Source organism: Adhaeribacter sp. (assembly GCF_057359045.1).
Genome location: NZ_JBMQUD010000002.1, coordinates 24,683 through 44,928 on the forward strand (window position 1 = coordinate 24,683; position 20,246 = coordinate 44,928).

Sequence of the window (20,246 nt, forward strand, 5' to 3'; positions counted from 1 at the left end):
CTAAACAATAGTTCTTTTCAAGAGGTCACATAAGTCGTGATAGATATAGTATTTACTTTTTACTACTTGGTATATGATTTAAACTTTGGCTGCAAAGATTACTACCGCAAATTGACTTCGCCTAAATTTAGAGACCTGGCGCTGCTATGCGCGTCAAAGTTAGTCTCACACCAGCACCCTGCAATCTCTTTGGCTCGCAAGAGCAATATTTAAACATGCTCTAGGCCTGTTTTGCCGGTAATGGGTCTAAGCCGCGCCAGGGCCGGAGAAAATTACCCCATTTTCTTTTGTTTGACGGCATAACCCGAAGTAATATGATTAATGCCATTATGGCCATACCGGCTATTATTACATAACCGAATATTTCTTTAGCCGTTACCAACAGGGCCTGTATTTGCACATTGCCGTATAAACTTTGGGTAGCTAAACTTTGGGCCACATCGGCACTTTGGCCTTGTGCCATAGCTCCCCGCAGGGTACTTTGGTAACGCAGCATTGCATCCGGATTTACCACATCAATCTGGCTAACCATTTCGGCAGAGTTTTCCAGTTGCTTCTGGTAAAGCATATTGCCGTACAAGCCGGTAAATATAGCCGGGCCAATGGCCGACCGGAACAAAAGCAAAAACAAACCACTCATGAGCATTTGCAGCATTTGTAAGTTCTGTGCCGCCAATACCCCCAAACTAACGTACAGCAACAGCATGCCCAGGCCTTTAAATACCATGGCACAGTATAAGTCTTGCGCGCCCGCCCCCGGATGAAACGTAAAATACAACAGCACGTGGTACATAACCAGCGAACCAAAACCCAGCAGAATTAAGCCTTTGAGGGCTACTTGGTGTTTAAACCAAAAGAAACTCAGCACTGCACCAATTAAAACACCCGGTATCATCCACATGCTCAGGGTGGTGCTGTGCAGCGTATCGAGTTTTAAGACTGACGAGGTAAAAGCGCTCTGGATATTGCCGGTAGAAAACAATACTTGCATTAATATCATCAGCAACATAGCAATCTGCAAGGTTCGTACTTTTAAAACAGCAAAACTTAAAAACGGACGCTTACGGCCTAACTGGCGCTTAATAAACCAAATAATTAAAATGGGCAAACTAACTACCGCGGCCTGAATAGAATCGGAGTTAAACCAGTCGAGCACCCGGCCATACACAAAAATGTAGTTAATTAGCATTAAGATGGTACTAAATAATACAAAGCTGAGCCAGTCTACCTGGTAAAGGGGTACTTTGCGCATGCTCCGCTCCCCGTGGAAAATTAACATGACCACTGCTGCTGCTACCAACAACACCGGAATCATGAAAAAATAGATATACTGCCACTGGTAATTGTAGGCTAACCAGGCGGTAAGCCACGACGAACCTTGCCCGATAACAATGCTGATGGGGTAGAAAAAAGAATAAAAACGGCCACGGTCGCCACCCGGGCTTAGAATAAGCATGAAAGGAATAATTAATTCTATCATGCCCATTATTTTAAGGCCGCCACTTAAAAAATTGCCCAGCATCAGCACGGGTGTAGCCGTAGTAACCGCGCAAACAGCATTTAAAATAACCTGCCCAAATAAAACCAGAAGTAAAATATTGCGGCTGGTCAGGTACATTTTAAAGCGCATCATGAGCGGGTAAACGGCAATCATACCTACCATGGAGGCATAGCTGGCCAGCAAAATAGGTTCCGATTGGGTACCCAGGTAACCTACCATGTCGGTGGTATTAACGGTATACACCCCATTTACCATTAAAAGCGGCAGCAGAATAATAAACAACCCGAGTAAACCCAGAGGTTTGGGTACGTTATCTTTAAAAAGGCCTTTATTGTAAGCCATATTATTGCAGTTTTGCTTCTACTTCTACGTTCATGCCGGCCCGCAGCAGTTCCTGATCGGTGGCCGTATTACCTACAAAATCGATGCGCACGGGAATGCGTTGCTGAATTTTTACAAAGTTACCGGCCGAGTTATCGGTGGGCACGAGGGAATATTTGGCGCCGGTTGCCTGCGAAATAGCGGTTATTTTGCCGTGAAATTCTTTGTCTTTTAAGGCATCAACTTTAATGGTAACCTCCTGCCCGGTGTGCAAGTTGGCGGTTTGGGTTTCTTTGTAATTGGCCACTACCCATTTCTGGTCGTCTTTTACCAAGGCTACCAAAGCCTGACCGGGTTGTACCAACTGGCCTTCCTGTAAATTCCGGCGGCCGGTAAAACCATTGTAAGGCGCCGTAATAACAGTATAACTTAAATTTAATTTGGCCATATCTACGGCGGCCTGCGCCCGCATAATATTGGCGGCTACTACGTTTAAGCGCTGGCTCACTTCGCTGGTTTGCAGGCGGGCACTTTGTTTCTGCCGTTGCAAGGTTTGGTACTTGGCTTTTAGGGCTTTGTATTCGGTTTGTACTTGCTCAAACTGCTGGCGGCTCACCGATTCGTCGTGCAATAAATTGGTATAGCGCACATAATTCTGGCGGGCATTTTCTAAACGTACCCGCACTTCATCTAAACCTGCTTCGGCTACGGCGGTATTGTTGCTAACCGTGTTTATACTCGATGAGGCCACCGTTTTATTTGCCTGGGCATCTAATAAAGTAGCTTCGGCCTGGGCCAGTTGTATTATTAATTCCCGATCGTCGATGATGACCAGGGTATCGCCTTTTTTAACGGGCTGGTGTTCGGTAAACCTGATTTCTTTAATGTAGCCGCCAATGCGGGTATTTACCGGCGAAATATATTCTTCTATTTGCGCATCGTTGGTTACTTCGTTTTTATTAAATCGGGCAAATTTGCCGATAGACCACACCATACCGGCCGCTATAAATAGCACCCCCAATACATTAATAATAATATTGGTTTTCTTTGATTTCTTTTTTTCGGTTGCAGTTGACATTCTTTTACTCTTAAGCTATTCTTTTACTGGTTTATATTATTCGTTTAATCGGCCGACGGCTTTTTGTAAGCGATAATAGGCGAGCTGCGTATCTACTTTGGCCTGTAATAAATTTAATTGCGACTGCAGCAGCAAGGTTTGAGCCTCGAGTAAATCGCTTGATAACAGCATGCCGTTGCGAAACTTGGAATCGGTGAGTTTGAAGCTGCGGGTAGCCTGGGCCAGCGCGGTATTGGCTACAGCTATTTTTTCCTGCGCCGACTGGTAATTTTTGTACTGGCTAAAAACTTCGGTATTAATCTGGTCGCGTTGCAAAGCTTGCTGGTTGCCTACCTGCTCTATGTTTAATTTGGCTTCCTGCAAGCGACCTTTCCAGGCATACAATGAAGAAATATTGTATTTTAATGAAACGCCCAGGTTAAGCGCATTTAAAAACTGGTTGGTTGGCGGTATAAATGCATGATTAGGAGCCGGATTTAAATAAATATACATGGCCGAAACATCTAAGTGCGGGTAAAAAGCACTTTTGGTTTGTTTTAAACCTAATTGGGCCGTTTTAAAGCGGTAATCAGTTGCTTTTAAATCCAGGCGGTAGGTTAAAGCGTTTTGCGTAAGCTCGGTTACATCGGCTATCGGCAGCGGGGTTAAAATTAAACTGGTATCTATGGTTACCGGCGAGGACTCGGGCAAGCCCAGCAATAAATTAAAATTATGATGTGCTACTTCGCGGGCGTTTTTAACATCTACTTGGGCCAGTTGCAAATTGCTTTTCTGTAGCTGCACTTTTAACAATTCGTTGGAGGTTAATACCCCTTCGCGCAATAAATTCTGTACATCGTGTTCTTTGGCTTCCAGCAGTTTTAAGTTTTCGTCTAAAATTTCGCTGGATTTAATAATTTTAAAAATATTGTAGTAAGCCGCAATTACATTAAACGTTAAGTCTTCGCGGTCTTTTTCGGCATCCAGTTTACTCGCTTCAATTAAATATTCCGCCGATTGGTGCTGGGCTTTTTCGGCAAATCCGGTAAATATTTCCTTACTCGCCGAGGCCATTACAGGGTTGGCATCAAAGTGGGTTTTGTGCAAGCCAAAAGCCGGCTCCGCCGATTCGCCCATATACATTTGAAACGGCGATAACACGTACAAACGGCTATACTGCGCCGACACGCCCGCCTGCGGCAAATTTTTATCTTTTACCTGCTGCATTTTGGCTTCGGCCAGCTTTACTTTGGTATCCGATACTTTTAAACTGATATTATTTTTCAGGCTGAAGGCAATTGCTTCATCCAACTTAACTACTTGGGGGCTGTTTTGGGCATAAGTACTTTGCCCAAATGGCAAAAGCAATACCAGTAGTCCGGCTAAATATTGTTTACACTTCATATAATTGGTAATAGGCTAATTTTTACTTTTTTTATTCAGCTTAAAAAGTTAAATAGTAATAGGTTTATTATTTAATGGTTAAATATTTAACTATTCGATTAAAAAAATTGAATCCCTAACTTAAAGTTTTCAGGTTATTATAAACTTTCTCAATGGTACCCATGGCACTTTGCAACTCTTTTTCCGAAATATCATTTCCGGCAAAATGGTACATATCTGCAATCCAAACCGACAGGGTTTCGCGTAATTCGTGACCGGCCGGAGTTAAAAAAATTAATTTATTCCGGCGGTCCTGCGTGTCTTCTCTTCTTTCTACTAAGCCCCGGCGGGTTAAATTATCAACCAAATAAGTTAAGCTGGTTTTATCTTTTAAAATGGCATTCGCAATTTCCTGTTGGTTTACCCCATCGTGGTACCACAAATGCCCCATTACCTGCACCATTTCAAAAGTTAAATCCAGGTTATGTTCTTTAAACTTTTGCTGCATAAACTGCCTGAAAGCCATGTGTACCATGTTTACTAACTTAGTAAAGGCTTTGGTGGTGCTATTTGGTGTTATGTCTTTTTCGTTGGTCTGGCTCATTTCTGGTATTTCCCGGCCTTTAAAGCAGGCCGCAAAGTTAATTATTTAATAGTTAAATATACAACTATTTTATCTTCTTTTTAGGGACTTTTTTTATATTTTAAATCGGCTACTCTATTTTATATGGCTAAGCCCTCTTATACAAGATATTATTTAAACTGTTGCGAAGAACATATAACTAACAAAGAATTTATACCAAATAGTAAATAGTGTATTCCATAGTAGCCCAGCAAATAGCTTCCCCACCGGGCAAATCTTCGGCATGGAATGTATAAACAGGTAATTAACTGAACGCTGAATTTACCGGTTACGCTTTATAGACAGAAGATTCCCGCGGGGAATGACTGGTGGGCAGAGAATTATTTGTATTTCCCTTTTACAGGTATTTTTTACGAACAGGTATTAATTCATCCATTAAGGTCATTCTGGAATTTCTCTAATTCCGGAAGAAAAATTAAAGAATTCCAAAAGAATCTAACCGGCAGTTAACCGATTAAATTCTTTTGGAATAACTCCCTTAATATAATTTATTTCTTATAGCGCACGAATGGTAAACTAATCAGTATTATTTACCCGCTGGCATAAAATTCTCGTCGGCGGGTAAAGGTTTGGCTTTGGCGTTTTGGCCCGGTGTAATGACGTATTCGCCACCTTCGGCCCGGAAAAAGATGGTATTTTTATCGGCAACTACCTGGGTATTGTAATTAAACTTGCCTTTGCGGCTTTTAATATGCCAGTTGCCCGGTTGCATACCGGCCAGTACTACCTGGTATTTTTTTCCGGCCGGTACTTTTATGGTAAAACTTTTACTTACTAACTGGGCGCTGTTGCTCATGCTTACTACCCGGTCGGCCAATGTAACCACAAAACTTTGCTCCGTTTCATAGTGACTTACCGGCAGCGGTTTGGTATCGCCGGCGGTCATCTGGAAAACTGTTAAAAACCGATCGTGGTTGCTGGCGTTCTTCGGCGAGATCATAATGCGGTGGGCTTTTACTTCGGGCTGGTTCATGTCGGGCGCCTCGTATTTATGCTGGAACACATTATTAGCCGCAGCGCCGCTTAATATTTCTATTTGCCGCTCGGCTGGAGCCGGAACCAGCATCTCGACGTGCATTTTACCAATTAAACTACCGCGCTGGTTATGCAGCAGTACGCCGTTAGCGGTTTGTTCCGGTAAATTAAGCGCATTAATCTGCCAGTATTTCTTAAACTCCGGTTGGGCGGTAGTCATGTCGTCGGTCAGGATAATAGCCGCCGGAATATCTGCCCGATCCAGATTGAGAAAACAAAAACTGCGGGTATAGGCACTCAGTTTGGCAGTATAAGCCCCGGTCAGGTCGACGCCAAAATAACTGAAATACGGCTTTAATTTAGACGGGCCAAAATCGGCGGATAATACTTTACCGTTGTTAAATAGCGGATTGGTTTGTACTTCCTGCGGTGTTTTCGGGAATACCTGGTTAAACCGGGTGCCGCCATCGTTGGCTTCGGTCCTTACAAATTTTTCCTGCGGATCAACGGCCAGCATCATGCTGTGCGAAGCCGAACGTTTGTTAAAGTTAAAATCGTAAGGTGTACCGTAAAATTTGTAAACGCCAATATCGCCAAACTGAAAACCCCGGTAATAAAGCTGTATAGAGCCGGCATCGGAATGCTGGTGATTGGCAAAATGATACCCACCGCCCTTAATCTCGGCTACCACATCGTTGCTTTCCAGCCCAATATTCCAGCCAGTGCGGGCAATCATGCCACCCAATATTTTACCAAAATCAATGGTTAAAGGCATAGCGGCCATGCTGGGTTCGGGTTTCAGATTTGGGTCGTTGAGCAATAAAAACAAAACTGGGTTTTGGGGCAAGCCGCCCTGGCGCTCAAATTCTGCTTTTAAAATCGGGTCGGCGGCGTAGGCGTAGTTCAGTAACATGGTTTGGGCGCTTTTCCAGTAGTAAAACTTACCGGGTTCGCCAGCCGAAAAACCATCGCCGTCGCGCAGCATCTGGCCATCGGGCACCCGCATATATTGCCAGAATTTACGAACGTCTTTGATATTTTCGTCGAAAACCGGTTTGCCGGCCATGCGGTACATTAACCACGCCGAGTGCATATCCCAGCCAAAGCGGTAAGCGCCGTAATTTACCCCCTGGTTGTGCCGCGGCGATTGGTACTCGAACTGGCGCATGGGCACTAAATCTTCCAGAATAATATAAGAAATATAGCTGTAAGCCTGGGGGTTTTCGTTGTAAATGGCAATACTCATGGCCAGCAAATCGCGGTTAATTTGGGCTTCGTTGCCGTGACCATTAATAATGCTTTGCTTAAAAGGTGGCCAGCCGCACTCCATGTCATCCGACAGGCGCATGAGGTTATCGTTAAATGTTTTTTTATCCTGGGGGCTCAGCAGGTCGTAACACCAATCGTACACTTCCGAAGCCGTATAAATGGCCCGGCCCATTTCGCGGGTAATATCCAGCAGGTTGCCAAATTCTACGTGCGCCAAATAATCGCGCATTAATGTAATGGCCTCCTGCCCTACTTTTTTATCGCCGGACATAAGGTAATAAAAAGCTTTGGTCTCGGCGGCACTTTCTAATTTTTCGTTAAATGATAATTCGGCCCGGGGGTCGAAGGTAAATTTAAAGGGTTGTTGAGCGGTGGTTTTAACTTTTTCCCAGGCGGCTTTATTTTCACCTACGGTTAAGCGGGCTTTTACTTGGGGCAACGATTGCTGGTTAACCCACAGGCGCGGATGCGTAGCCGGTGGCACTACTTTGGGCTGGTAGTTTTGGGCTCGGGCTGGTACGGCGGGCGGATTATACGGAGTTACTTCTATGTATTCTAAACGCACCCCCCGGGGCAACCAGATTTTTAATGGCTGATTGGCTTTTAACTCAAATTTACCTAATTCCTGCCGGGCTACATCCCAGGGTACGTACACGACCCTTTTTGTAGGTCTGTTTTCGCCGATTTGCAAACGCATAAACAACGACTCAAATTTTGATTTTGCTTTCTTCATCAGAGCCGCTCCTTCGGTATCGGTTACTGCATAGGAATGCAGCACGTAGCGGCCGGCGGTGGGAACTTTCAGGGTAATTACCACATCGGGGACTGTACGCTCGCCATCCAGGGCATTGGCTACGCCGGCTTTAAGCGTTATGCCTTTCTTTGTGCTCAGGCGTTCGTCGGTTACAACTTCCGCCGCATTGCTGTTAATTTTAGCCGCCTCGGCACCGAAGCGCAGAACATTAGGTGCCACAACCGCAGTATTTTTCACGGGCAAGTGCCTGGCCGGAGCCGGGTGGTTGCCTTTATCGGCAAAAGAACAAATGAAGGTAGCTAAAAAGAGTAAGCAGTAACAGTAGAAAGATTTCATGGTGTGCTTTTTATGCTAGTTGGTATAAATGGATAATATAGCCGGAGAATAAAATAGTAAGCTTTAAACCTGGTTCTGTGTGCCGGCAGCAACCATTTTGGGCGCTTTTACTATTTTACTAGGGCAAGTATATATCTTTTTTTTTAGATATCAACCGACCTATTTGGGCTAAAAAACAATTACTTGGGTTTATAAAAAACCGTCAGAAATACACCTATTACCACTTAGCCTGCCCAGCAAGCACCATTGATTCTATAAAAAAGGTTTACCAAAAATAAAGGCTAATTATTTTTGGTAAACCTTGCGGAGAGGTTGCGCAGGCAAACCTGCCTTTTTATCAGATCCTAAAGCACAGAATCTAACTCATACCCCTTTATTAGTCCAGCTCAAACGAAAACTCATCGTAAGCATCGGTGCGCCAGGCAAATTGTTGGGTAGTCGGCGAAATGGCAAAGAGCGGAGAAAAGGTTTTTACTTTAACCGTTTTACCATCGGGCATAAATTCTAAAATCCGCAGCCAGCCGTCGCCGCCATTGCCGTGCCAGCCCCCACCCAAAGCCTGGGCATTAAACGCCATTTGGTGCACTTTTTTACCCGCCGCATTTTTATCGGTCCGGAAACCCAGGTGCTCTTTGGGTTTATCGGGGGCGCCAATGTGGCCCGATACCACCAACTGAATATTTTTAGAAGGCTGAATTAATTTACTGAACATGGCCGCCCCGTAATTGCCGTTGGCCAGTGGATATTTTTCGTGCTGAATTTGTTCGTTTTTAGCATTTAAATACGAGTGCGTTAAAACAATAACTTTGTGGTCTTTGTATTTTTCTTGTTTTAACACGCGGTTGGCCCAGGCCAGGGCGGTATCGCGCGGGGCAAACTCCAGGGCCATTACCAGAAATTTTTTGCCGTGCGGCGAGGTTAATTCAAAAGCGGCATTTTCCAGGGTGGGAATACCCTCGGCGTTAAAACCTACTTCACGTAAATGTTTCTGGTTTAAAAAGTTTTTATCTACCGGAAAATATCGGTTGTAATTAGATTTGCGGTTTTCAACGCTGCGGTAACCGTAGTCGTGGTTACCGGCCGCAGCTACATACGGTACGCGCCCGTCTAAGCGGCTAAAAGCGCGGGCCACCGATTCCCATTGGGCTTTGCTGGGTTGGTTATAGCGCGTTCCGTCGGGGTCTACCATTTCGTTTGTTTCTACCAAATCGCCGGTGCACAAAACCATTTTAATATTTAAAGGATCAATATTTTCACTAATCCAGGCGGTCATCAATTCAAATAACGGTTGGTTGCGGCCAAATTTCACGTAGGTTTGCGGGTCGGGCAACAAAATCATCGACCAGGAATTAGGGTTGCTTAAAGCCGGCGCGACATATTTTTTCTGGCTCCAGGCCGGAACCGCCAACATTAAGAAAAGCAGGAAGGCAATTAGTTTTTTAGCGTAATCTACTTTCATTTGAATTAATAAGGATTTAGTGGTTAAACGGTAAATATTCAGGTATAATAAAAAGGAAAGGTTCGGGCGGCATAAAATTTAAAACAGCAATTTATCAAATCGTAAATATTGCCACTATAACAAGCAGATACAACAGATTATTTCGGGTAAACGCCCGCTCATGCAGTTAATTTAATATTCCTGGCTAATGGTGCAAAATATGCTGGCGCAAAGTAATTAAGGTCGATTACATTTTTAGCTTTAAAGGGCAGGTTAAATCAATAATAGCTGAGAATTGGTTTAACGTTTTCAAAATCTCAGAAAGATTGCCCTTGCCGGGTGTTATCACCATAGCCGTCAGGCCAAGGAATATTTTAGCATAATTCACGTCTGCTCGTGCCAGCTTGTAGCCGGTGTGTTGTTATGAAAGGAAGTTTTTTCACTTCCTGCCAGTTGAAAACTGGCCTTAACTTCTAGACACAAGTTATGCTTCGCTAAACTTGCGCCAGTTCGAGCCAGATCCGGTATTTTCACTAGCCAGCAAACAGGCACAAACTAATTAATGGGCGGTGTAAACATCACCTAGGGCACTTATCTAAAATCGCCTAAACACTCACAAAAGCGCATTAGCTTTTATATGTACCAGTAACCGGACCAAATTATTTTACCCTATTTATTTGAATAAATATTGTAAAAGCAATTTTATAAAAGCTTAAAACTGATTGCTAAACAGGTTGTATATAAATAATCAAAAAGCTGATGGTTAGTTTTTGAAATATTTGGCTTTAGTTGATGTAGTAACTTTGAAGGATTTTAAGGCTTCTCCTGCTTCAATACCCAAATCGGCTTCAATAATATCGGCATCCTGTTTAATTAAATGGCGGTAGCCATTGGCCAGTTCGTTGGCGGTAATCTGGCCGGAAATAAATTGCTGGTCCAGGTTGCGCGAACTGCCATAAATGCCCATGGCACCCCGTTTGTGCAGCGCGTTGATGATAGTATTGTCTTGGAGCAGGTCGTGGCTTACAAAAGCTACCACATTTTCCCAGGGTACGCCGCTGTTATCCATCAGGGTTAGGTTTTCGGATTTACCCATCATTACTTCCATTAAAAGTTCCGGGTGCAGTTGGTACACTTTTTTGGTATCTTCCAGGGAATAAGAAATTAGAATAGCGTTGGCTTCGGCCTTGTTCTGAATTATTTTGTTCGCCCGCACTTCAATGGGCACATCTTTCGCATCAATTACCAAAATGGTTTTGCCTTTGGCCCATTGCAGCGCTTCGTCGAGGGTGGGCACCGCGTAATTGGTCAGGTTGCCTTCAGTATCTTTCAGGCGCAGCTTTTTAATTTCGGCTAAGGTAAAATCAATTACTTTGCCGCGACCGTTGGTTGTTCGGTCTAAGGTAGCGTCGTGCATAAGCACAATTTGGCCATCTTTGGTATAACGCGGGTCTATTTCTAATAAAGCCGGGGTATGCGCCAGCGTATTCTCGAAAGTAGCCAGGCAGTTTTCGGGAAAGCCTTTCCGGGGTCCGCCCCGGTGCGCACTTACCAACGGAATTCTGTCCGGCGAATATTTAAAGAAATCTCTTAACTCTTTGGCTGTACGGGTATTAATGGTATGGCCTTTAAAAGAGTTCTTCTGGTTGTGAATAGCGATTTTACCCGTAAGATTACCAACACTTTTAAAACTGTAAACGCCAACCAGCAGCAACAAAAGCGCCGGGATAAATAAATATTTCTTCATTAGTTTATTTTTTAAATTATTAGTGGTGGCTAAAAAGATAAAAATCCCGGCAAAGTATCTGGCAGCCGACTTCTCCTAAGCTAATATATTTATTTTGCTACCCATTTCTGCGCCAGAGCACTATCCTAAAGTAGATAAAGTTCGGTGGTAATTTTCAGGTTAACCGGAATAAGCTTGGTAAGTGTTTGGTACAATGGTTGGGCTTTGGTATTTCCGGAAGATTAGCCGGCTAAAATCTGCCGACAATCATTCTGCCTAGCTCCTTTCGATTGAAAAATCAACCATAATTATTATAGCTATGCTAAAATTAATACGCGTAGCCATAATTTCTATTTAACATATTAATAAAAATAATTGCCAAATAAAGCCTTTAAGCTAAAGAGAAGTTTCTTTTAATATATTACCAGGTACCTTTGTACAAGTGGTCGCCTTTTTTACCGTTAATTGGTTTAAGCGGTATTTCCAGGCCTTTTGTTTGTTCTAGCCACGACCAGAGTTGTTTATTCAGGTCCTGGGCCAATGGTTGGTGCTGCGGGCTACGGATTAAATTATTTACTTCTAAGGGGTCCTGCTCTAAATCATATAGTTCGTTAATGTCCCAAACCCCTTGCGTACGAATAAATTTATAGCGGTCGGTCCGGATGCTGAACATGGTAGGCGTTTGCGGAAAGGCATTTTCCCAGTAATATTCGTAAAATATTTTGTCGCGCCAGTTGGGTACGGCCTGGCCCTGCAGGAGCGGTAAAAAAGAAATTCCCTGCATTTGCGCCGGCTTTTTCACGCCCGCCATTTCCAGAATAGTTGGGGCAATATCCAGGTTTAGGACCATCTGCTTTATTTGGGTGTTGGGCTTAATCAGGGCCGGACAGCGGGCCAGCAAAGGCACCTTCATGGATTCTTCGTAAGCGTGGCGCTTGTCTATTAAGCCGTGCTCGCCAAACGAAAAGCCGTTGTCGCCCATGTAAAACACCAGCGTTTCTTTATCCAGGCCGGTTTGTTTTAAGTAGGCCAGCACCTGCCCCACGCTGCTATCAATGCCCAGCAAGGTTTCTAAATAATCCTGATAAAACCGGTCAAAATCGGTTTGGCCGTGGTACATATAATCTACGCCGTGCCAGCTGTGGCGCTGCGCCCTTACCCAATTTGGAATGTCTTTGGTGTTAAAGGTATATTTACTGCCGTCGGCCCGTTTGCCTTTAATAAACTTCGGGCTTTCGGCGGTTTCGGTCATAAACATAGAAGCCGGGTACTGAATCTGGATATTGCGGTAGCGGCCTCTGTCTTTTTTGGCCGGCATAAATTCTGAATGCACCGCTTTGTGCGACAAGTACAGGAAAAAAGGTTGGTCTTTTTTCTGAGCTTTTAACCAGGTAATCGCGTGGTCGGTGAGCAATTCGGTTACGTAAGTGCTGTCTTTATAAGCAACGGTTTTGCCGTTTATGTTTAAAGTAGGATTGTAGTAAACGCCCTGCCCCCGGAAACTTTCCCAATGGTTAAAGCCCGGCCGCGGGTCGGGGTTGTCGCCGCCCATGTGCCATTTGCCAAAGAATGCCGTTTGGTAGCCAGCTTTTTGTAAATACTGCGGAAAAAACAACAAACTAGCCGGGGCGGGTGCCGCGTTGTCTACCACGGTATGGGTGTGGGCGTACTGGCCAGTTAAGATAGAAGCCCGACTGGGTGAACACAGCGCCGTGGTAACAAAAGCGTTTATGAAATGCGCACCTTCTTTGGCTAACCGGTCTAAATTTGGCGTTTGCAGCCCCGGCACTTTGCCAGTAAAGCCCATAAAATCGTAGCGGTGGTCGTCAGATAAAATATAAATAACATTCCGTGGCTTCACGCCCGCAATAGGCGCGTGTACTATACTCGGCTTGGCCTGCTGTGCCCACAAAACTAGTGGATTATACAGCCAAGAAATAAAAAGAATCCTGAATATTATTTTTGTTTTACTTAAGCAATGTTTCATAACATGGGCTTATTAAAAGAAGAATACTTATACCAAATCGTTTAATTAGGTAATATTAATTTTGAAGCTATTTAGTATTTTATAGCATAGCGGATACCGCTGACCTGGCTGCGTGTTTTTACCGGCAAGCAGTCAGCTAGACGTTAATAGCTTGGCGATGATAACACCACCAATGGCCCCCAGAAATCTGTTTGAAAAAATGCTAACAACATTCATTAAATCTAAATGAGGTCACAAAAGGTAAAAGAACGCTTATTACCCCAAATTCATAATTTTTACTTTAGAGAAGTTTTTATTTACTGTAATCCTTTTAGGAGCAGGTTTAAATTTAGTAGAATCAGTCCAAATCCGTCATTCCCAAAGAATCTTCTGCTTAGGTAGTACATAAGATTCTTCCGGAATGACGGAGATTAATGGGAGAAAGTGGCCATTCTATTCCGCTTTTTTAATCGTTAAATAAAATTTAAACCTGCGCTAAACCTGAGTAATTCAGGCCAATATACCCGTTTTATTTTAGTCTGCTGGCTTCCGGCTTTTCCGGATACTGGCCCTGGTCGTTGGTTTCTTTAATCCAGGCGGTTAAGATGCCCCGCATTTTGGTTAGCGTTGCCTGGTATTTGGGCAAAGCCGCCAGGTTATTTAGTTCGTAGGGGTCTTTTACAATGTCGTACAGTTCTTCGGCGGGTTTGGTGGGGGCCACAAACAAGGCCTGGGCCGGCGTTAGTTTACCCTGGGCGTTTAGTTCTTTTAGCAGGTTCCACATGGGGTACTGGGTTTCTTTGTACTGGTTGGGTTGCATGTAAGGGCGCTCGGGGTAATAATTTTTAATGTACTTAAATTGCTTATCGCGCACGGCCCGCATTTTGTCCACCGTTTCGTCCATGCGGTCGCGGGCACCAATAATGTAGCTTCTTTTCTTCGCTTCGGGGCCCAGCATTACTTGTCCATCCAGGTAAGCCGCGGGCTTAATGCCCGCCAACCGCAAAATAGTAGCCGACACATCAATGGCGCTAACTAAATCTTCGTTCGTTTGGCCGGCTTTTAACTGGCCCGGCCATTTTATAATTAACGGAATGTGCAAGCCGCCATCGTATAAAAACTGTTTATCGCGAGCGTGGCAGCGGCCGTTATCGCCGGAAAAGATGACCACCGTATTTTGGGTAAGCCCTTCTTCGTCGAGGCGTTTTAATATTTTCTCAATGTAAGAATCTATTAGTTGAATTGACTCCAGGTACGTGGCATAGTCTTCGCGGGCTACGGGGTGGTTGGGGTAAAATGGCGGCAGTACTACCTTAGCGGGGTTTATCTGGGGCTGAAACGCCTGCACCGTAGTAGACCAGGCTTTGCTCCTATGCGACTCGTCGAGGGTACACTGCACAAAAAATGGTTGGCCGGGCCGGCGGTCTTTCCAGTCGGTGCCTTCAAAAACCGGGTTTTGGGTTTTAAAGTTAAAATCGGTTTTAAGGGGGGTAGTTACGCCCGGGGCTGGTTTGTTCGCGTTTACGGTATAGTAACCCGCGGCGCGCAAATATTCCGTAATAGGTTTTACCGGTTCGGGCAGCGTGTAGCCATCGGTGCGGTGGCTGCGGTGGTGGTGGGCCCCAATGCTGGTCTGGTACATCCCGGTAATTATGGCCGAGCGGCTGGGCGAACAAACCGGAGCCGTGGTGAAGGCATTGGTAAACCGGATGCCCTCGCGGGCCAGCTTATCTAAGTGGGGCGTTTTAATTACCGGCGTACCGTAACAAGACAGGTCCGTCGAAATATCCTCGGCCAGTATCCAGATAATATTAGGTTTCTGCTCGTACAGTGCCGGGCCCTGCGCCCAGGCTGGACCGGTTAAAACTACCCAAAACCAAGCCGTTATTACCCAGCTTTTATGCTTTTGTAAACGATTTACCATATTAACCCCTTACGTTTAAATCAAATCCTTAATAACCAAACAGGACTGGTTGGCTTTTCTAACCTGTTTTGAATTGTTTTTTAAACCTGTGCATTATAGGCTAATTGATTACCTGGTGCAGCATTTGTTTTTAAAGCCTAAAACCTCAGGATAATACTGCACAAAGCATTGCTACATTAAAGATAAACAAGTTGCGGAAACTTCTTAGCGACACATGCTGGCTCTGCTTGCGGCAGCTTGCTGGGATCCGAAATGAATTTAAGTAAAGTTTAAGAGAAGTAAATCCTAAATTAAATTATTTAGGTTCATTAAACATACAGGAATCTTCGAATAAAACATGGTGAAACTTACGCCACCCCAAACTGCCACTCTTTATACCGTTCCTCGGCCTGTTCCATAATTTCGGCTAATATTTCCTGTAACTCTTCGGTAATACCTTTGCGGCGCAATATTGATTTTACAGAAAGTAATATTTGGGCTTTGGTATCCGATTTTTTATACCAATCTGGTTGCTGGGCATTCTTTTTTATCACCTTTGTCACGTCTTTTACCACTTCCTTAATCAATTCAAAATCCTGAACAGCGCCGGGGTGTTTGGCTAATATTTCGTAGAAAGCTTCTTCGTCTTCGGTTAAGCCCAGTTGCAGGCGGCGCTGGTCTTCTTCCTGTACTTCTTTGGCTACATCGCGGAGCTTTTGCATGGCAATAAGGCTGTCGAAAAAGTGGTTGTGGTAATCTGATAATATTTTCTCTACCTCTTCTTTCAGTTTGCGGTACTTCACCAGGTTCTTGGTGGAGCGTACTTTTATTTCGTTATTTAAAATCTGGCGAAGCAGTTCCAATTTTAATTCGTTGCCGGTTTTTTGTTCTTTAGCCGTGGCCAGGAAATCGTCGTTGATGATGGAAATATCGAAACGCTCGATACCGGCCATCTGGAAAACGTCTATTACTTCTTCGCTTTCGATGCTGCGGTGGATGAGGTCTTTTATCTGGCTTTCCTTCTTTTTGATATTAGTTTGCGGGTATTTTACTTTGCGTACGGCGGCTCCCAGGTGCTGGAAAAACAGAATATCTATCGCTATGTCGTTAATGGCCGGATAGTTTTTAATAATTGGTACCAGCGCGCTGAGCTTCTTTTCGTTCAGCATAAATTGCTTACACACTTCCTCATCGGCCACCAAAATATTAACTGCCCGCATCACCAGCTTAAACTTGTCGCCTTCTTTTAAATATGGCCAGCTATAATAACTCCACCTAAACCGCTCTAGCAAAGATTCGCCAGTAGAAGTTGCATTAGCCCGACTGTCCCCTTGAGGGGACCGCAGGGGTGTAATATTATCCGGTAAATTAACACCCCTCTGTAAGAGCTCCGCTCGCAAGTTTCGAACTCCCGTTCTCACTTGTCCTCTAGGGGAGAGTGTGCCAGTAGCCGGCGTTTTATGCTCAGGGCCTATAGAAGAATCAGCCGGTGTACCGTGCTGTCCCCCTTCGGAGGGGGTTGGGGGAGGATTTTTCCCCGGCGTACCCGAAACCGGCGGTTCTCCGGCAGTTGCGGTAGATGAGTCATAGGTTAAAGGCGGTTCGGCGGCGGTGGCTACGGTTTCAGCATTGGCGAAGGTATTGGTCCTCCCCCTACCCCCTCCAAAGGGGGACTGTTCAATAGGCGTGGAAAAATATTCGGGTAAGTGCTGTTGGAGGTCGTAGATTACTTCTTTGGTTAATTCAAAAGCTTCTTCTAAATCAATGGTAACGGCACCCTGGCCACCGCCGCCGGTGTATTTCTTGGTGGCGTCGCGGAGTTTGTCGCCGATGCCGATGTAGTCTACAATGAGGCCGCTGGGTTTGTCGCGGAAAACGGTGGCGACGCGGTTTACGGCCTGGATGAGGTTGTGCCCGCTCATGACTTTATCGACATACAGCGTGTGCAAGGCCGGGTTATCGAAGCCGGTGAGCCACATATCCCGCACAATAACAATTTGCAGGGTATCGTCCGGGTTTTTGAAGCGGGTTTTAACTTCTTCCATCGCCTCCTTGGTGCGCACGTGCGGGTTCCACTCCTTCGGGTCTTTGGCAATGTTGGTGGTCATAATCACGGCTACTTCGGGGCAGTTGGGCAGGGCCGTGAGGGCATCATACATCTTCACGCAATTACGGCGGCTCATGCACACCACCATGGCTTTGCCGGGCAGGTTGGCAGTCCGGTTCAGGTAATGGCTTAAAATATCACGGGCAATGGCTGCTACGCGTTCTGTGGCCCCGGCGGCATCTTCCATGGCCGCCCACATAATTTTATTTTTATCGCTTTCTTCCAGGCCGGTAGTTATTTCTTCGGCTTCTTCTTCTATCTGCTCGTTGCCCAGGTGCAGTTTGGCTAAGCGCGGCTCGTAGTAAATGGGAACCACGGCTTTATCGGCGGTGGCCTGTTTGATGTCGTAGGTATGAATAATTTCCCCGAAAACCGCGACCGTATCAGCGTCTTTGGAATCGACGGGGGTGCCGGTGAAACCAATAAACGAGGCATTGGGCAAGGCTTTGCGCAGGTTGTTGGCAAAGCCGGTAATTAAACCGTACTGGGTGCGGTGGCACTCATCGGCTATTACTATAATATTTTCGCGTTGGCTCAGTACGGGGTGTTCGGCTTCGCGCAGGCCATCACCAGTATCTTTTAGCCGGAACTTCTCGATGGTACTGAACACCACGCCGCCGCCTTCGCCGCTGAGTAACTGGCGCAACTCGTCGGTGGTTTGGGCCAGGGCTACATCACCCACCAAATCTTTGGCGGCCACAAAATCTTCGTAGAGCTGCTTGTTTAAATCGAAGCGGTCTACCTGCACCACAATGGTGGGGTTTTTGAGTTCGGGTAGCTGGCGCAGGATACCGGCGTAAATGGCCATGGTAATGCTTTTGCCCGAACGGGTGGTATGCCAGATAACGCCAATGCGGCCATCGCCGAGCGGACGAATGGACTTTTTAGTTTCCTCCAAGGCATACTGGATACCGAAAAACTGGTGGTATTTGGCGCCTTTTTTTATAAGCCGGCCGTTATCCAGCTCGTGGAAAATATAATACCGGATGTAGGCCAGCAAGCGCTCCGGCACCAGTAAACCTTTTATCAGGGTTTCGAGGGCAAAATCGTCGTTTACTACTTCGCGGCCATCGGTGCTTTTCCAGGCGGCAAACCCCTCCAGGCCGCTGCTATACAGGGGCACAACCAAAAGTAGATTTTAATAAAACTTACGGTATTAAGAAATAATCTCCTCTAATTCTTCTTGATTGATTTGATAAGCATCTAATAAAAATTGTACAAAAGGTACACCTGTATTACTAAGCATTATAATAGGAATGTACTTCGTAGAATCTTGATCTGTAAATTTCTTCAGCCAATCTCCCTGCAACACTCCAGCGTAGAAATTTGCTATAAATTTCTCATATGATCCATAATTGGTAGGATAGGGGATGATATCTATTACTTTACCTGTTATTATTTCTCCGTCAGGGTTTTTAAAGTTAATTTCTTGATTAATGTAAAGGTGTTTCTTTTCAGTAAAAAGTTTAGAGACTTGTTCTATAGTGAATTCCATAAAAATGTCAAAAATTGATTATAATATCAGAGTTTGCGTTAAACGTATAAAATTAATAATTGCTTAATGAATATTTATTAGTTCTATTATTAAAGGCAGGTTTTGTACCTTCTAGTATATCAACAATAGTAGAATTTATTAGTGAATCCTCTATAGCTCCGGATTTATAAGAAACTGTATTATTATTTGTTTTATCAATTACCATATGAATAACTTGCTCCGCATCACAGACTACAGCTAGGTTAGGATTATGAGTAACAATAATTATTTGCCTTCTTTTTTTTGCTTCTTTAATAAAGTGTACTAAATACTGATAAACACTTTGGTTATCAAGGTTTTCTTCAGGTTGATCAATTAGTAACGGTTTATCGTCCTTATCTAGAAATAAGTAAAATATTAATAGGAGGGCACCTCTTTCACCAGGGGATAATTCTGATAGTGATTTATCTCCTAAGTTTAATTTAAAGGTAGGCTTTAGGAAGTCAATTCCGTAGAGGAACCTGTAGAAGTCATCAATTGTATAACTCTTTTTAAGTTGTTGTTCTAACTCTCTTTTAGAGTTGTTTTGATCTAGTCGTTTATCAAATAATAGACTTTCCCTTATAGCATTAAGGAACTCTAGGAGGCTGTTGGATTCATTAATATCAAATTGTGGAATTAAGTCAATTAGAAATTTTTGACCTTCTTCTAAACCGATGTAAGTGCCACGTGCACCTTGAGAAATGTGGTCAAAGAATTTAGTAATAAAACCATCAAGTGTAAACTCTACCGAAATATTAACTTGGTAGTCCTTCATCAAATAAGTATACTTTTCAATAAATTCTGTGATAGGTTTATAAGAACTTTTATAAAGACCTAATATCTCTGATTTCTTATCAAATAACTTTTTAACTAATTGGTTTCTTTCACCTATTGCACTTTCTAATTCCAGCGGGAGCTTCTCATCTAGATATTTTAATTCTGACTTTGAGTGCTCTATGGTTCCATAAGAATCTGTGTCCCCGATGATTCCTTTTCTCCTATTTTCCCATTCATCCAAGTCATTCAAATACTTTTGATAAAGCCTGTATGGTTCATCAAGCTTTTCTTCTAAATAAGTGAGCTTTTGGTATAAATCATTAATAGCTTCTTCAAGTCCTTTATTATTTTCATCTTGACCTTGTAACTCAAGTTGTATAGCATCTAAATCTCTATTCTTTTCTTCTATAAGACTTACAATTGGTTCTAGACTAACTTCATATTTTAAAATATTCTCCAAGTTTAGATTATATCTTCCCAGTGCTGTTCTGTACTTTACAGAACTTTGGTCCAATGTATCTTTTAAATTTTGGAACGATTGTCGGATTTTTTCAAGCTCACTTGAATCTTGTAA

Annotated in this window: 11 protein-coding genes and 1 pseudogene; all 12 read right to left on the reverse strand. The window is 44.0% G+C overall.

The window, feature by feature from the left end:
• Nucleotides 1-220: 220 nt before the first annotated feature.
• Nucleotides 221-1,843, reverse strand: a complete 1,623-nt coding sequence (locus ACO1R6_RS00310; protein ID WP_486261309.1) for a hypothetical protein — start codon at nt 1,841-1,843, stop codon at nt 221-223.
• Between the two features lies 1 nt (nt 1,844).
• Nucleotides 1,845-2,900, reverse strand: a complete 1,056-nt coding sequence (locus ACO1R6_RS00315) for an HlyD family secretion protein (protein WP_486261311.1) — start codon at nt 2,898-2,900, stop codon at nt 1,845-1,847.
• Nucleotides 2,901-2,936: 36 nt separating this feature from the next.
• The gene (locus tag ACO1R6_RS00320; RefSeq protein WP_486261313.1) at nt 2,937-4,283 is read right to left on the reverse strand and encodes a TolC family protein; all 1,347 of its coding nucleotides are present in this window, start codon (nt 4,281-4,283) and stop codon (nt 2,937-2,939) included.
• 115 nt (nt 4,284-4,398) lie between these two features.
• Complete coding sequence (locus tag ACO1R6_RS00325; protein ID WP_486261315.1) at nt 4,399-4,866, reverse strand: MarR family winged helix-turn-helix transcriptional regulator; 468 nt, start codon at nt 4,864-4,866, stop codon at nt 4,399-4,401.
• Between the two features lie 565 nt (nt 4,867-5,431).
• Nucleotides 5,432-8,239 (reverse strand): hypothetical protein, encoded by a 2,808-nt coding sequence (locus tag ACO1R6_RS00330; RefSeq protein WP_486261317.1) that lies wholly within the window; start codon nt 8,237-8,239, stop codon nt 5,432-5,434.
• A gap of 376 nt (nt 8,240-8,615) precedes the next feature.
• Complete coding sequence (locus ACO1R6_RS00335; protein WP_486261319.1) at nt 8,616-9,698, reverse strand: metallophosphoesterase; 1,083 nt, start codon at nt 9,696-9,698, stop codon at nt 8,616-8,618.
• Nucleotides 9,699-10,440: 742 nt separating this feature from the next.
• A complete protein-coding gene (locus ACO1R6_RS00340; RefSeq protein WP_486261321.1) occupies nt 10,441-11,424 on the reverse strand; it encodes a glycerophosphodiester phosphodiesterase family protein in 984 nt (327 codons plus the stop codon).
• Between the two features lie 400 nt (nt 11,425-11,824).
• Nucleotides 11,825-13,315 (reverse strand): sulfatase family protein, encoded by a 1,491-nt coding sequence (locus tag ACO1R6_RS00345; RefSeq protein ID WP_486261323.1) that lies wholly within the window; start codon nt 13,313-13,315, stop codon nt 11,825-11,827.
• A gap of 583 nt (nt 13,316-13,898) precedes the next feature.
• A complete protein-coding gene (locus ACO1R6_RS00350; RefSeq protein ID WP_486261325.1) occupies nt 13,899-15,293 on the reverse strand; it encodes a sulfatase family protein in 1,395 nt (464 codons plus the stop codon).
• 347 nt (nt 15,294-15,640) lie between these two features.
• Nucleotides 15,641-18,502, reverse strand: coding sequence for a type I restriction endonuclease subunit R (locus tag ACO1R6_RS00355; protein ID WP_486261327.1), 2,862 nt, complete (start codon nt 18,500-18,502; stop codon nt 15,641-15,643).
• Between the two features lie 33 nt (nt 18,503-18,535).
• Nucleotides 18,536-18,874: a hypothetical protein gene (locus ACO1R6_RS00360; RefSeq protein WP_486261329.1), complete on the reverse strand. Its 339-nt coding sequence runs from the start codon at nt 18,872-18,874 to the stop codon at nt 18,536-18,538.
• Nucleotides 18,875-18,926: 52 nt separating this feature from the next.
• Nucleotides 18,927-20,246: pseudogene (locus ACO1R6_RS00365) on the reverse strand (TrlF family ATPase); the annotation flags it as partial.